Genomic DNA, 14,210 nt, shown 5'->3' with positions numbered 1-14,210 from the left:
CGTATTTTCTAATAAGTATGACAAGTCAGGACGACCTGACATCTACAACTTTTGTGGAGACAGGCACATGGCTTGGATTACATTATTATTAGCAGGACTTTTTGAAATTGTTTGGGCTTACTCAATGAAGCTTTCAGATGGTTTTACCAAAGTTACGCCTACAATTGTTACCATCGCTTTTATGATTTTAAGTTTTGGCTTACTTTCATATGCAATGCGAACGCTTCCTTTAGGTACCGCTTATACAATTTGGACAGGAATTGGGGCAATTGGTTCATTTCTTGTCGGTATCTTTATTTTAGGTGAACCTGCAACAGCAATGCGTATGCTTGCTGCAGTATTGATTATTTCAGGTTTAGTTTTAATGAAAGTTTCATCTTCATAAGTTTTAAAACAGATATTCCAAAAATTCGTTAAGAGGAAACTTTTAGAGAATTTTTTTATAAAATAAATAGGAAATTATTTATTACATCTCGATGTTAAATTTTCCTAGACTGAGACTTGCCGAAAGAGCAGGCTTAAACTAAGAATAATGTGAGAAGTCACTAGGAAGTAACAATGCAACTTTATTTTAAAGAAATGAAATCACCAGTTGGTCATTTGAAATTAGTTGCACATGATCAGGCTTTGGTTGCTGTGCTTTGGGAAAATGAAAAATTAAATCGTGTGAAATTGGCAGAATTAAAACAAGATTATTCACATCCTATTTTGCAAAAAACAGAACAACAATTATTGGAATATTTTTCAGGACAGCGAAAAATATTTGATTTAGCTTTAGATTTTTACGGAACTGAATTCCAAAAATCTGTGTGGAATGCGCTACTTCAAATTCCATTTGGAGAAACGCGCAGTTATAAGCAAATTGCAGAATCAATTGGTAATGTAAAAGCGGTGCGAGCAGTTGGTGCTGCAAATGGGAAAAACCCAATTTCAATTATTGCGCCATGTCATCGGGTGATTGGTGTAAATGGGAAGCTTGTTGGCTTTGCAGGTGGATTGGAAAATAAGAATATTTTGTTGAGTTTAGAATCTAAATAAATGATATAACACCAATATTGATCATTAAATATTGGGGAATATTTTGATTTCTGCGCTCATGCCATTACTTTGGATGGCAATTGGTTTTTCGGTATTCATTACTTTAATTAAAATTTTAAAACCAAAAATCAAAGGAAACGTGGGCGAATTTGCTGTTCAAATGCATGTAAAACTTTATTTGAATGAAAACTACGTTCTTTTAAATGACTGTACTTTACCCGATGATCTTTCGGGAACAACGCAAATAGATCATATTCTTTTAAGTCCGTATGGAATATTTGTCATTGAAACTAAAAACTATAAAGGCTGGATTTTTGGTGGTGAACATCAAAAAATGTGGACGCAGAAAATATTTAAAAATAGTTATAAATTTCAAAACCCAATTCATCAAAACTATAAACATATAAAAGTTTTGGAGCAAGTTTTAGAAGATGTTGTTGATCTGAACCTTATTCATTCAGCAATTGTTTTTATGCCCGATTGTGAGTTTAAAACTCAAATGCCACCTAATGTATTTAAAGGTGCAGCTTGGGTTGATTATGTAAAAAACTATTCGGAAGTCGTGATTTCGCCAATGAAGCTTAAGCGTATTCAACGTCGTATAGAAAAAGAAGTTTTAGAAAAATCTTGGAAAACAAATCATCTTCATGTGAATAATCTTAGAAATAAAAGAGAGGGTTCATAAACAGAAGGTTTTTATATACAAAAAAGTGCTAAACAATCTATAAAAAGTTCAATTGCAGTAAATAGGACAGGTAAATAGATTAATTGCTTTATATCAGTGATTCTTAGAGATGCTTATCAAAAAAATCGCTATGAAATATGTAAAAAACGCATTTTGTTGATAGATTAAATATCGTTATGCTGTGCGACGATATAATAGAAACTACTAGCTGTACGCCATGTATTTATATACTGATTTTGATCAGCAACTGATCAACGAACGTGTTGCACAGTTCCGTGACCAAACGGAACGTTATTTAGCGGGTAAATTAACGGAAGATGAATACCGTCCGCTACGTTTACAAAATGGATTATACGTACAACGTTATGCGCCAATGTTGCGTGTAGCTGTGCCTTACGGTCTTATGAACTCAAAACAATTACGTAAAGTTGCGCAATTGGCAAAAGAGTATGACCGTGGCTATGCACACGTTTCTACACGTCAGAATATTCAGTTTAACTGGCCTGCGCTAGAAAATGTGCCTGAAATGTTGGCAGAGCTTGCAACAGTACAAATGCATGCGATTCAAACATCAGGTAACTGTATTCGTAATACAACAACTGACCAATATGCAGGTGTGGTTGCAGGTGAAATTGCAGATCCACGTCCTACGTGTGAATTGATTCGTCAGTGGTCTACATTCCATCCTGAGTTTGCTTTCTTGCCACGTAAGTTCAAAATTGCAGTTTCTGCACTTGAAGAAACGGATCGTGCTGCAACGTCATTCCATGATATTGGTGTTTACATTGTTCGTAATGAAGCAGGCGAAATTGGCTACAAAATTAAAGTGGGTGGCGGTTTAGGTCGTACCCCAATTATTGGTAGTTTCATTCGTGAATTCTTACCACGTGAAGATTTAATTGCTTATTTAGAAGCGGTTCTTCGTGTATATAACTTACATGGTCGCCGTGATAACAAATACAAAGCACGTATTAAAATTTTGGTAAAAGCTTTAACGCCTGCAGTATTTGCAGAAAAAGTTGAAGCTGAATTTGCACACACAATTCAAACTTTAAAAATTCAGCCTGAAATCTTGAAAAAATTAGACGAAGAATTTACTCCGTTTGATTATCAAGATTATGACGATGAAGACTTCTCTGAATTGTTTGCTGCACATCCTAAATTCAAGCAATGGTTTAATATCAACACCAATGCGCACAAGGTGAAAGGCTATCGTATTGTTACGATTTCACTGAAACGTACGGGTATTGCACCGGGTGATATGAGCACTGAAGAAATGAACTTAATTGCAGATCTTGCAGATAAGTACACATTTGGTGAGCTTCGCACGACGCATGAACAAAATATTTCATTGGTCGATATTCCACAAAAAGATTTATTTGCGGTATGGCAAACGCTTGAAGCAAACAACTTGGCACGTGCGCATATTGGTTTCATTACCGATATTATTTGCTGCCCAGGTGGTGACTTCTGTTCATTGGCAAATGCGAAATCTATTCCAATTTCAGAAGCAATTTCACGCCGTTTCGATGACTTAGATACCATTTACAACTTAGGTAAATTAGATCTAAACATCTCAGGTTGTATGAATGCGTGTGGTCATCACCACGTTGGTAATATTGGTATTTTGGGCGTAGATAAAAAAGGCGCAGAATTCTACCAAATTACTTTAGGTGGTAATGCCGACCATGATGCTTCAATTGGTGACATTTTAGGGCCATCATTTGCTGCAGATCGTGTGCCTGATGTTGTAGAAGAAATTCTGAATACTTATCTTGATTTACGTCAAGAAGGTGAAGAGTTTGTAGAAACGTATCGTCGTGTTGGCATTCAACCATTTAAGGAGCGTGCATATGCTTAATACCGCACTTCAAGTGCTCTCTAAAGATGGCACGATTGCAGACAATACGTACCAATTGATTGGTGAAGATGGTGTATTACCGCGAGGTGATGTGGTTTTAACTGTTGAGCAGTTAGATCAAATTGCCAATGTTTCAGGTAAAAAAGCATTGTACTTAACGGTTGATGCTTCACCTGAAACCAATGAATTTCCGCTAGATCAGTTAGATGCGATTTTTATTGAATTTGCAGGCTTTAATGATGGTCGTGGATATTCATTTGCTGCATTGTTGCGTCGCCAAGGTTACCAAGGTGAATTACGTGCAACAGGTGATGTATTTAAAGATGTTTTGAACTACATGAAGCGTTCAGGTTTCGATACTTTTGTTGTGAAAGAAGGTAAAGATGTTGCTGAAGCTGCTGCAGGTTTGAATGATTTTACACATCCTTATCAAGCATCGACTGCTGTTGTGAATGCAGGTTATCAAACAGGTTCGCAAAAGTAATTCGACTGAAATAAAAAAGCCTCCCAAGTGGAGGCTTTTTTATTTAGCTAACCCTCCTTTAATAAAGGAGGGAGAAAGTCTCCCTTTTTAAAGGGAGATTTAGAGGGATTGTTTTAAGTTAATCTCCCCAAACCCCTCTTTGTAAAAAGAGGGGCTTTAAAGCACTAAATCAACTCAATCGCCACAGCAGTCGCTTCACCACCACCAATACAAAGCGCAGCAATACCACGCTTGCCACCTGTGCGTTTTAAAGCATGAATTAAAGTTAAAATAATACGTGAGCCTGTAGAGCCAACAGGGTGACCTAAGGCACATGCACCACCATGAATATTCACTTTTTCAGCATCTAATTTAAAATCATCAATTGGGCACATGGTGACCATTGCAAATGCTTCATTAATTTCCCAAAGATCAACATCTTGTGCATTCCAACCTGTTCTATCTAAAACTTTTTGAATTGCACCAACAGGGGCAATGGTAAATTCAGAAGGATGTTGAGAATTTGAAGCATAAGCGATTACTTTTGCCAAAGGCTTTAATCCTTTAGCAGATGCGGTATCAGCTGACGTTATAACAAGCGCAGAAGCACCATCTGAAATTGAACTTGCATTGGCTGCTGTAATTGTTCCATCTTTCGCAAAAGCAGGGCGTAAAGTTGGAATCTTTTCAATATTGGCATTAAACGGTTGTTCATCTTTATCGATAACAACATCGCCTTTACGTGTAGACACGGTTACAGGCGTAATTTCATCTGCAAAATAGCCTTCAGTAATCGCTGTTTGCGCACGCTTAAGTGAGCGAATAGCAAAATCATCCATTTGTTCACGCGTGTAGTTACGGCTATTTGCCATATCTTGTGCAAATGAACCCATCAAACGACCTGTTTCAGCATCTTCTAAGCCATCTAAGAACATGTGATCTTTAATTTCACCGTGACCCATGCGGAATCCACCACGCGCTTTAGGTAAAACATAAGGCGCATTGGTCATAGACTCCATGCCACCTGCGACGATAATCTCAGCAGATCCTGCTTTAATCATATCAGCAGCTTGCATTACGGCTTTCATACCTGAACCGCATAGTTTGTTGATTGTTACCGCGCCTGTAGAATCAGGAATACCTGCTTGACGCATTGCTTGACGAGCAGGGCCTTGTTTTAAACCCGCAGGAAGAACACAACCCATAATAACTTCTTCGATATCTGATGGTTGTAGTCCTGAGCGAACAATCGCAGCTTTAATAGTTACCGCACCAAGTTCAGGTGCTGTAACTGACGATAAGCTCCCTTGAAAACCACCCATAGCTGTACGTGCGCCATTTACAATTACGATATCTGTCATTGTTGTTTCTCCGTTTAGGTTCTAATTTATATTTCCAACTTCAAGCAGTATATAAAAAAAAGATGACGAATAAAGTGAAAAACAACTTATCCTTTAGACGCATCAGTTCTAACAATTTTGTGTGGTCTCTATTCGAATATGCCCCATTTTGCTCAAAACAAACCGCTTGTTGGGTAAGTCTTGAAATGAGCAGTAGAAAAAACTGCCATTGGAACCAATGGGTAAGCCATTGTGTTTTGTCATAAATGTGAGTGATGGTGATGAAAGGGTACCGCGCCAATCTAAAGAGCCATATTTTAGGTTGGTTTTTTCATGCAGAATAATTTTTTCATTGTCATCAACTTGTTTATTTTGGTTCTTATCTAAAAAAATAATGATTCCAATATGCCACTGAGATTTATGACATTGTTCACCATTTTCACTGGGACAAATAACGACATTTGAACGATATGTTGCCGCATGATTTTTAGCCATAGATATACTTGAAATAAATAGGTTTTGGGTTTTTGTTGATTCAGCTTGCGCCATGTGTTTATGGAAATAAGGAATCGTATAGAAATAAATAATCGAAATTATTACGATACATATCACGATTTCTAAAAATGAAAATCCTAAATATTTTTTATAAAACATAATGTTATAGATTTCTTTGAAAATATTAATGTGTTTTTAATGATTAAAGTATTGTTTTTAAATATATTTTTTGATAAAAATAATAGTTACTTAACTTTTAATAAAAATGTTAGAATAAAAGACAAGTGAAAATAAGCTATTTACTTGTAAAATTGGATAAATAATTACCGAATTACAACGGAAATTGTAAGTAATTTTGTCATAATTTGTTCGATTTACTGAATCAAGCACTTGGAAAACATGAAAAGTGTTTGTATGATGCACGTGAATAGCTTAAAAAAACAACTGGGGTATAAAAGCCTATCTCAGGATAGATATAATTTAGGCTTAAACTTGAACAACAATTGTTTATCTCTGGAGGATAAATCCATGAAAATGAGTCGTATTGCACTAGCAATGCTCGTTGCTGCTCCGTTAGCTGCTGCAAATGCAGGCGTAACTGTTACTCCATTAATGCTTGGTTACACATTCCAAGACACTAAAAACAACAATGGTAAAGATCATTTAAGCGCTGCTGATGCGGCTGGCTTAAAAGATGATTTATTCGCTGGTGCTGCTATTGGTGTTGAATTAACTCCATGGTTAGGTTTTGAAGCTGAATATAACCAAGTTAAGGGTGACCTTGAAGGCGCAGCTTTATCTAACGCTGAATACAAACAAACTCAAATCAACGGTAACTTCTATGTTACTTCTGATTTAATCACTAAAAACTACGATAGCAAAATCAAGCCTTACGTATTAGCGGGTGCTGGTCACTACAAATACAAATTTGATGGTGCAACTGAACAACAGTTAGGTCGTCAAGGTCGTGGTCTTAAAGAAGAAGGTACTTTAGGTAACGTTGGTGTTGGTGCTTTCTGGCGCTTAAATGACGTTTTATCTCTTCGTACTGAAGCTCGTGGTACTTACAACTTCGACGAATCTTTCTGGAACTACACAGCTTTAGCTGGTCTTAACGTAGTTTTAGGCGGTCACTTGAAACCTGCTGCTGCTGTTGCTGTTGCTCCAATTGCTCCAGTTGCTCCAGTTCAACCACAAGAGTTGACTGAAGACCTAAGCATGGAACTTCGTGTTTTCTTTGATACAAACAAATCAAACATCAAAGATCAATACAAGCCAGAAATTGCTAAAGTTGCTGAAAAGTTAGTTGAATATCCAAACGCTACTGCTCGCATCGAAGGTCACACAGATAACACTGGTCCATTAGCGTTGAACCAACGTTTATCTTTGGCTCGTGCTAACTCTGTTAAAACTTCTCTTGTAAATGAATACAACGTTGATCCAGCTCGTTTGACTACTCAAGGTTTCGCTTGGGATCAACCGATTGCTGACAACAAAACTAAAGAAGGTCGTGCTATGAACCGTCGTGTATTCGCGACTATTTCTGGTAGCCGTACTGTAACAGCTGAGTAATATCACGCTGTAAAAAACGACTCTTCGGAGTCGTTTTTTTTTTGCTTAAAAAAATTAAGCCATTGAAATTTTGAAAATTATTAAAAGCATGATATATTTTTTTTGAGTATTAATTAACCAACTAAAAGAAGAGTATTAATATGAATAAGAATGTATTAGCTGCGATAATCTGTAGTTTTGCTTTGATGGGGTGTGCAACTAAATCTGTTAATCAGGACTCATCCAATCAAAATACAGCTACTCAAAATACTTTGAATGAATTGAAAAATGGTGTTTCAATTCATTTTGCAAATAACTCAAGCCAAATTGATTCTGAATATCACCCTTATATTTCTGCAGCGGCTTCGGGTTTAGCGCAAAACTCAACTTTTAAATTAAAACTCGATGGTTATACAGATGGCTCTGGTTCTGTTGCTACAAATCGTCGATTATCTATTGCTCGTGCTAATTCGGTGGCAAATGCATTGGTTACAGAACATGGAGTCAATTCGGAACAATTACAGATGAAAGGTTTTGGTTCTTCTCAGCCGATTGCTTCAAATGCTACAGTTGAAGGGCGGGCGATGAATAGACGTGTAACAATGACATTGCTGACGCCATAAACATATATTTACGTTATTGAGATAATAAAAAAACAGCCAATTGGCTGTTTTTTTATTTGCATATATTATTCGCGATCAAGATTGGCAGGTTGAACATCCATTTCATTATATGGAACAACCTTAGTTTTAAACTTCCATTTATAACCCAGCCAAATGACAAGGAATAATGGAATACTAATATATGTAGATAGTAATCCTAACCAATCAATTTTCCCGCCAATGAGTGCTTCATAATTTTGTCCAAGAATAATAATTGAACATAAAATGAAAGCAAACCACGGTGCAAATGGGAAGAACTTCGCTTTATATGCTAAATCTTCTAGTTTATAGCCTTGAGCAAGATAACCTTTACGGAAGCGGTAATGAGAAATTGCAATACCTAGCCAAACGATGAAACCACACATCCCCGACATATTGAGCAACCAGTTAAATACGGCTTGTTCACCAATAAAGGTTGTAAGGAAACACAATGCTGCAACAGCAGTTGTTGCGTAAAGTGCATTCATTGGAACGCCGCGCATATCTAACTTAGCAAACCATTTTGGTGCGCGTCCTTCTCTCGCCATACTAAATAGCATGCGTGTAGAAGAATACATTCCAGAGTTACCAGCTGATAGGATTGCAGTTAAAATCACAGCATTCATTAAGCTCGCTGCAAAGGCAAAACCAGCTTGTTCATACAACAATGTGAATGGAGAAAGTGCAATATCTTCACTTGCAGCAGCTTGTAATAAGCGAGGATCATCGTAGGCAACAAGAGTTCCAATGATGAAAATACACACGATATAGAACAATAAAATACGCCAGAAAATTTGCTTAATCGCGATAGGAATGGTTTTTTTCGGGTCTTTAGATTCACCAGCAGCAACACCAACCATTTCTGTTCCTTGGAACGAGAATCCGGCAATCATTGCAACACCAATAAGGGCTTGGAATCCACCAACAAAAGGTGCATCACCTTTCGTCCAATTTGCGAAAGTATGCATGCCTGGTGTAAGCATGATTTTAGCAATCATTGCGATACCAATAATAATGAATACAATAATCGCAAGGACTTTAACAAGGGAGAAGAAGAACTCACTTTCACCAAAGCCTTTAACGGTTAATGCATTAATTGCAAAAAGAATCGCAAGGAAAATGGCACTCCAATAGAAACCAGGAATATCTGGGAACCAGAATTTCATGATAAATTGGACAGCAACCAACTCGAATGCAACAGTAATTGCCCAGTTGTACCAATAGTTCCAACCTAATGCAAAACCAAAACCGCCTTCGACGTATTTAGTACCATAAGTAAAAAATGCACCTGCAGTAGGGTTGTGTGTTGCTAATTCACCAAGGCTTGTCATCAAGAAATAAATCATGATGCCAATTAGGCTATAGGCAAGTAATGCACCGCCTGGACCTGCATTTGCAATTGTTGCGCCAGATGCTAAAAATAAACCAGTCCCAATAGAACCGCCAATGGCGATCATATTCAGATGGCGAGCACCAAGCTTACGCTTGAGCTGCTGTGTTTGACCTGTTTCGCTCATTTCAATTCCTTATGATTTCTTTTGAGTGTTAGCGAATAACACCTTAAAGCCTTGTTGGTCGGCTTTTGTTGTACATTGACCAAAATTTTGCTCAATGAGAATAGGGTAGTTTAGGAAGCGGTTTGCAACAATCCATAACTCTCCACCAGATTTTAAATGGCGACGAGCAGTTTTACATAGATTTTCACTGGTATTGTAATCGGTCTTAATTCCTTGATGGAATGGGGGATTACTTACAATCGCATGTAAAAATAGAGGAGCATCCTCAATTCCTGTTACTGCTTTAATCTCAAGCTGTTCCGTTTCTAAATTATTTTTATCAAATGTCATACGAGTAGATTCTAATGCAAAAGCATCTACATCCATCGCAAAAATACGATTTTTCGGATTTAGCTTGGCCAAATATGCACTAATGACACCTGCGCCACAGCCAAAATCGGCAATTTTACCTGAAGTGACTTTTGATAAATGTGGCAATAATACAGCTGTACCAATATCTAGGCTTTTTTGACTAAACACGCCTGGGAGGGCGGAAATGGTCAAATCACCATTTGGTGTTGGTACTTTATATTCTTGTGCCCAGTCTGCCAATGGTTTTGCGATTACTGGTTTTTCAATGGTCATTTGCCACATTTGGCAATGACGTGCACTATCTAACTTTAATGCAGGGCCAAAAGGAAGGAGCTGTTTTGCTGCACGCTCAACCCCTCCTTTTTTCTCGCCTACTAAAAAGATAGATGCGCCAGTCGTTAAACGGCTAACCACATTATGTAAGATGTAATTCAGCAACTCTTTCGACTTTGGAACAAATACAATTGCTTGATCAAACGTACTTTCAGGAATATCAACACCAAAATGAACATTGGCTTGCTGATTTTGAAAGTATTGGTACTCATTGAAGTTCCAAGTCCAAATAATGGGCTCGATTTCTTTATCTAAATTCGAAAGCAAATCATCTGTGGGAGCGTTAACCAGTAATACACGGCCAGAAAGATATTCGTGCTGTCGAATGACAACTTCACTTCTAGGATCCATTTTCTCTCTCCATTGAACAACTATGCCCAGACAACGCTGGGCAAAGTTGATGCTGAAATGAAATTATTTCTTCGTTTCAGGAAGAATAATATTTAATAACAAAGCTGCAATACCGCCTGTCGCAACACCAGAACTAAAGATGTTACGGAATAATTCAGGAAGATGCTCTAAGATTTGTGGAACTTGTGCCACACCTAAGCCTAGAGCTAATGAAATTGCAATAATAAGTAGTGCACGACGATCTAATTGAACGCCTGCAAGAATGTTAATTCCTGAAGCTGCAACAGCACCGAACATCACCATAACAGCACCACCAAGCACAGCTTGAGGTACAGCTTGAATAATACCAGCAACAGCAGGGAATAAACCTAATAAGATTAATAATACCGCAATCCAAATACCAACATAACGACTTGCAACACCGGTTAACTGAATTACACCATTATTTTGGGCAAATACAGAACTTGGGAAAGTATTGAAAATACCTGCAAGGAATGAATTTGCACCATTGACTAAAACACCGCCCTTAATACGTTCCATCCATTTAGAACCATCTACAGGTTGGTTAGATAGCTTAGATGTTGCTGTAATATCACCAATGGCTTCTAATGATGTCACAATATAAATGAATGCCATTGGAATAAATAAACTCCAAGAGAAGCTTAAACCAAAGTGCATAGGTGTTGGAATTTGAATTAAAGGAGCTTCAGTTAAACCTGAAAAGTTTAAATGTCCCATAAAACCAGCAAGAATATAACCAGCAACCAGTGCGATTAAAATAGCTGAGCTTTTGACCCAAGTAACACGAATACGATTAAGAATAATAATAAGCGCAAGTACAGTACAAGACATAATAAGGTTATCTGCATTGGCGAAAGTTTTATCGCTCATCGCTTGATAACCACCACCCATACTAATTAGACCTTCTTTAATAAGCGTTAAGCCAATAAGAAGAACCACGATACCTGTTACCAATGGCGTAATTAATTTTTTAACCCAAGGTAAAATACGTGAAACACCCATTTCAATGAATGAACCTGCAATAACAACACCAAAAATAGCAGCCATTACAGACTCGACAGGTGTACCTGCCGCAACCATTGCTGAACCAATACCAATAATTGGTCCAATAAAATTAAAACTTGTGCCTTGAACAATGAGTAAACCTGCACCAAACGGGCCAACTTTTTTACATTGAAGAAAGGTTGCAATGCCTGAAATGACCAAAGACATCGATAAAATCATGTTTGTATCTTCTTTAGATACCCCCAAAGCTAAACAAATAAGTAAGCCTGGTGTCACAATTGGGACAATAATTGCAAGAAGATGTTGGAACGCAGCAAGAAAAGCGATGAATGGTTTAGGTCGATCATTTAGACCGTAGACTAAATCGAGTTGATCTTTTTGATCAGAAGAATGATTTAAATCGGACATGAATCAAGGCAAATAGTGGCAAGATGACGCTATTCTAATCGAGTTAGACAGCATAACAAAACCAAATAACGATGGATTTTGAAAAAAAAACGTTAATGTCAATAAACTGTCACTATAAAAAGTTTATATTTTTCTGTATAATTTGCCCTCAAATTACATATGCATTGAATTTACATGTCAGATATTAAAACTCTCCGTAACATCGCCATTATTGCGCACGTCGATCATGGTAAAACAACTCTTGTAGACAAACTTTTACAGCAATCAGGTGCTCTTGGTGATCGCGCGGGTGAGATCGAGCGTGTCATGGATTCAGGCGCTATTGAAAGCGAACGTGGTATTACCATTCTTGCAAAAAATACTGCAATTAAATGGACTGATGCACGTACAAACACTGAATACCGCATTAACATCGTGGACACCCCGGGACATGCTGACTTCGGTGGTGAAGTTGAACGTGTAATGTCGATGGTTGACTGCGTATTGCTTCTTGTCGATTCTCAAGAAGGTCCAATGCCACAAACTCGTTTCGTAACGCAAAAAGCGTTCGCACGTGGTTTGAAACCAATCGTTATTATTAACAAAGTAGACAAGCCAAGTGCGCGTCCAGACTGGGTTATTGACCAAGTATTTGATTTGTTTGACAACCTTGGTGGTACTGACGAACAGTTAGACTTCCCAGTTGTATACGCTTCTGGTTTACGTGGTGTAGCTGGTCCTTCTCCAGAAGAACTTGCTGAAGACATGACTCCATTGTTCCAAACAATCGTAGACATCGTTGAACCGCCTGCAGTTGACGTTGATGGTCCATTCCAAATGCAAGTGTCTTCACTTGACTATAACAGCTTCGTTGGTGTTATCGGTGTTGGTCGTATTCAACGTGGTTCAGTTAAATTGAATACACAAGTGACTGTAATCGATAAAGAAGGTAAAACACGTAACGGTCGTATCTTAAAAATCATGGGTTACCATGGTCTAGATCGTGTTGATGTTGAAGAAGCATCTGCAGGTGATATCGTTTGTGTAACAGGTATCGATGCACTTAATATTTCTGACACAATCTGTGATCCGAAAGCAGTTGAAGCTCTTCCTGCACTTTCTGTAGATGAACCTACAGTGACAATGACATTCCAAGTAAACAACTCACCGTTTGCTGGTAAAGAAGGTAAATTCGTAACTTCACGTAACATTCGTGAACGTCTTGACCGCGAATTAATTCACAACGTAGCACTTCGAGTTGAAGATACTGACAGTCCAGACCGTTTCAAAGTATCTGGTCGTGGTGAACTTCACCTTTCAGTTCTTATTGAAAATATGCGTCGTGAAGGCTTCGAGATGGGTGTATCTCGTCCTCAAGTAATTTTGAAAGAAGTTGATGGCGAAAAACAAGAGCCATACGAAAACGTTACTTTTGACGTTGAAGAACAACACCAAGGTTCTGTAATGGAACAAATGGGTCACCGTAAAGGTGAAATGACAAATATGGAAGTTGACGGTAAAGGCCGTATCCGTATTGAAGCAACTGTTCCTTCACGTGGTTTGATTGGTTTCCGTTCTGAGTTCTTAACAATGACTTCAGGTACAGGGATCATGACATCTAGCTTCTCGCATTACGGTCCTATGAAACAAGGTACTGTTGCGAAACGTCAAAATGGTGTGTTGATTTCTATGGTTCAAGGCGTATGCTTGGGCTATGCATTGTTCACACTTCAAGACCGTGGTCGTCTATTTGCTAAGCCACAGTTAGAAGTTTACGAAGGTATGATTATTGGTATTAACTCTCGTTCAGATGATATGACAGTTAACCCAACTAAAGCGAAACAGTTAACGAACGTACGTGCATCTGGTACTGACGAAGCGTTAACGCTAGTTCCTGCAATTGAATACACGCTTGAACAAGCGCTTGAATTCATTGAAGATGATGAGTTAGTTGAAGTAACACCTAAGTCAATCCGTATCCGTAAGCGTCACTTGACTGAGAACGAACGTAAACGTAACCGTTCTGGTAAGTAATTAATCCTTTTATTAGGATTTGAAAAAACCGCTAACATAAGTTAGCGGTTTTTTTGTTAAAAAATAATAAAAATAATAAAAAAACCAAGCGAATTAGACGGAAATGATTTTAATGATAATGTATGCTTAGTCACATT

13 protein-coding genes are annotated in these 14,210 nt (G+C 37.8%); 8 read left to right on the top strand and 5 right to left on the bottom strand.

All coding sequences use genetic code 11. The annotated features are described in order from the left end of the window. Positions 1–67 precede the first annotated feature (67 nt). The 5 genes from A6M14_RS10875 (at position 68) to A6M14_RS10855 (ending at position 4,068) form a co-directional block, all read left to right on the top strand. Positions 68–385 (top strand): DMT family transporter, encoded by a 318-nt coding sequence (locus A6M14_RS10875; protein ID WP_152875007.1) that lies wholly within the window; start codon positions 68–70, stop codon positions 383–385. Between the two features lie 173 nt (positions 386–558). Next, the gene (locus A6M14_RS10870; RefSeq protein WP_152875006.1) at positions 559–1,038 is read left to right on the top strand and encodes a methylated-DNA--[protein]-cysteine S-methyltransferase; all 480 of its coding nucleotides are present in this window, start codon (positions 559–561) and stop codon (positions 1,036–1,038) included. A gap of 58 nt (positions 1,039–1,096) precedes the next feature. Beyond that, entirely contained in the window at positions 1,097–1,723 is a 627-nt protein-coding gene (locus A6M14_RS10865) for a nuclease-related domain-containing protein (RefSeq protein WP_152875037.1), read from the top strand. Positions 1,724–1,940: 217 nt separating this feature from the next. Beyond that, on the top strand, positions 1,941–3,584 hold the full coding sequence (locus tag A6M14_RS10860) for a nitrite/sulfite reductase (RefSeq protein ID WP_152875004.1): 1,644 nt from the start codon (positions 1,941–1,943) through the stop codon (positions 3,582–3,584). After that, complete coding sequence (locus A6M14_RS10855) at positions 3,577–4,068, top strand: DUF934 domain-containing protein (protein WP_152875002.1); 492 nt, start codon at positions 3,577–3,579, stop codon at positions 4,066–4,068. Before A6M14_RS10860 ends, A6M14_RS10855 begins: the two co-directional genes overlap by 8 nt. Before the next feature lie 164 nt (positions 4,069–4,232). On the opposite strand, the gene A6M14_RS10850 is transcribed toward A6M14_RS10855, so the two are convergent. Both A6M14_RS10850 and A6M14_RS10845 read right to left on the bottom strand, forming a co-directional pair. Then, positions 4,233–5,408 (bottom strand): thiolase family protein, encoded by a 1,176-nt coding sequence (locus A6M14_RS10850; protein WP_152875001.1) that lies wholly within the window; start codon positions 5,406–5,408, stop codon positions 4,233–4,235. A 108-nt stretch (positions 5,409–5,516) separates the two neighbouring features. Continuing rightward, the gene (locus A6M14_RS10845) at positions 5,517–5,936 is read right to left on the bottom strand and encodes a GspH/FimT family pseudopilin (protein WP_163122789.1); all 420 of its coding nucleotides are present in this window, start codon (positions 5,934–5,936) and stop codon (positions 5,517–5,519) included. A 474-nt stretch (positions 5,937–6,410) separates the two neighbouring features. Between A6M14_RS10845 and omp38 the strand changes: the two genes are divergently transcribed. Both omp38 and A6M14_RS10835 read left to right on the top strand, forming a co-directional pair. Continuing rightward, entirely contained in the window at positions 6,411–7,454 is a 1,044-nt protein-coding gene (gene omp38 / locus A6M14_RS10840) for an outer membrane protein Omp38 (protein ID WP_152874998.1), read from the top strand. Between the two features lie 140 nt (positions 7,455–7,594). Then, positions 7,595–8,056: an OmpA family protein gene (locus A6M14_RS10835; RefSeq protein ID WP_152874997.1), complete on the top strand. Its 462-nt coding sequence runs from the start codon at positions 7,595–7,597 to the stop codon at positions 8,054–8,056. 65 nt (positions 8,057–8,121) lie between these two features. Here A6M14_RS10835 and A6M14_RS10830 read toward each other — a convergent pair whose 3' ends face one another. From A6M14_RS10830 to A6M14_RS10820, 3 genes are all read right to left on the bottom strand, one after another. Next, the gene (locus A6M14_RS10830; protein ID WP_152874996.1) at positions 8,122–9,591 is read right to left on the bottom strand and encodes an amino acid permease; all 1,470 of its coding nucleotides are present in this window, start codon (positions 9,589–9,591) and stop codon (positions 8,122–8,124) included. 9 nt (positions 9,592–9,600) lie between these two features. Continuing rightward, on the bottom strand, positions 9,601–10,626 hold the full coding sequence (locus A6M14_RS10825) for a class I SAM-dependent methyltransferase (RefSeq protein ID WP_152874995.1): 1,026 nt from the start codon (positions 10,624–10,626) through the stop codon (positions 9,601–9,603). Between the two features lie 63 nt (positions 10,627–10,689). Beyond that, on the bottom strand, positions 10,690–12,060 hold the full coding sequence (locus A6M14_RS10820; RefSeq protein WP_152874994.1) for a uracil-xanthine permease family protein: 1,371 nt from the start codon (positions 12,058–12,060) through the stop codon (positions 10,690–10,692). 174 nt (positions 12,061–12,234) lie between these two features. Between A6M14_RS10820 and typA the strand changes: the two genes are divergently transcribed. Further along, positions 12,235–14,073 (top strand): translational GTPase TypA, encoded by a 1,839-nt coding sequence (gene typA / locus A6M14_RS10815; protein ID WP_152874993.1) that lies wholly within the window; start codon positions 12,235–12,237, stop codon positions 14,071–14,073. Positions 14,074–14,210: the final 137 nt, after the last annotated feature.

The sequence above is a fragment of the Acinetobacter portensis genome, assembly GCF_009372215.1.
Lineage (GTDB): Bacteria > Pseudomonadota > Gammaproteobacteria > Pseudomonadales > Moraxellaceae > Acinetobacter > Acinetobacter portensis.
This window is presented reverse-complemented; position numbering and strand designations above follow the sequence as displayed.

Excerpts from the sequence above, each read along its gene's own strand:
- A6M14_RS10855 (WP_152875002.1), top strand. The coding sequence starts at position 3,577 with ATGCTTAATACCGCACTTCAAGTGCTCTCTAAAGATGGCACGATTGCA.
- A6M14_RS10835 (WP_152874997.1), top strand. The coding sequence starts at position 7,595 with ATGAATAAGAATGTATTAGCTGCGATAATCTGTAGTTTTGCTTTGATG.
- typA (WP_152874993.1), top strand. The coding sequence starts at position 12,235 with ATGTCAGATATTAAAACTCTCCGTAACATCGCCATTATTGCGCACGTC.
- A6M14_RS10830 (WP_152874996.1), bottom strand. The coding sequence starts at position 9,591 with ATGAGCGAAACAGGTCAAACACAGCAGCTCAAGCGTAAGCTTGGTGCT.
- A6M14_RS10870 (WP_152875006.1), top strand. The coding sequence starts at position 559 with ATGCAACTTTATTTTAAAGAAATGAAATCACCAGTTGGTCATTTGAAA.
- A6M14_RS10850 (WP_152875001.1), bottom strand. The coding sequence starts at position 5,408 with ATGACAGATATCGTAATTGTAAATGGCGCACGTACAGCTATGGGTGGT.
- A6M14_RS10860 (WP_152875004.1), top strand. The coding sequence starts at position 1,941 with ATGTATTTATATACTGATTTTGATCAGCAACTGATCAACGAACGTGTT.
- A6M14_RS10825 (WP_152874995.1), bottom strand. The coding sequence starts at position 10,626 with ATGGATCCTAGAAGTGAAGTTGTCATTCGACAGCACGAATATCTTTCT.
- A6M14_RS10845 (WP_163122789.1), bottom strand. The coding sequence starts at position 5,936 with ATGGCGCAAGCTGAATCAACAAAAACCCAAAACCTATTTATTTCAAGT.
- A6M14_RS10820 (WP_152874994.1), bottom strand. The coding sequence starts at position 12,060 with ATGTCCGATTTAAATCATTCTTCTGATCAAAAAGATCAACTCGATTTA.
- omp38 (WP_152874998.1), top strand. The coding sequence starts at position 6,411 with ATGAAAATGAGTCGTATTGCACTAGCAATGCTCGTTGCTGCTCCGTTA.
- A6M14_RS10875 (WP_152875007.1), top strand. The coding sequence starts at position 68 with ATGGCTTGGATTACATTATTATTAGCAGGACTTTTTGAAATTGTTTGG.
- A6M14_RS10865 (WP_152875037.1), top strand. The coding sequence starts at position 1,097 with ATGCCATTACTTTGGATGGCAATTGGTTTTTCGGTATTCATTACTTTA.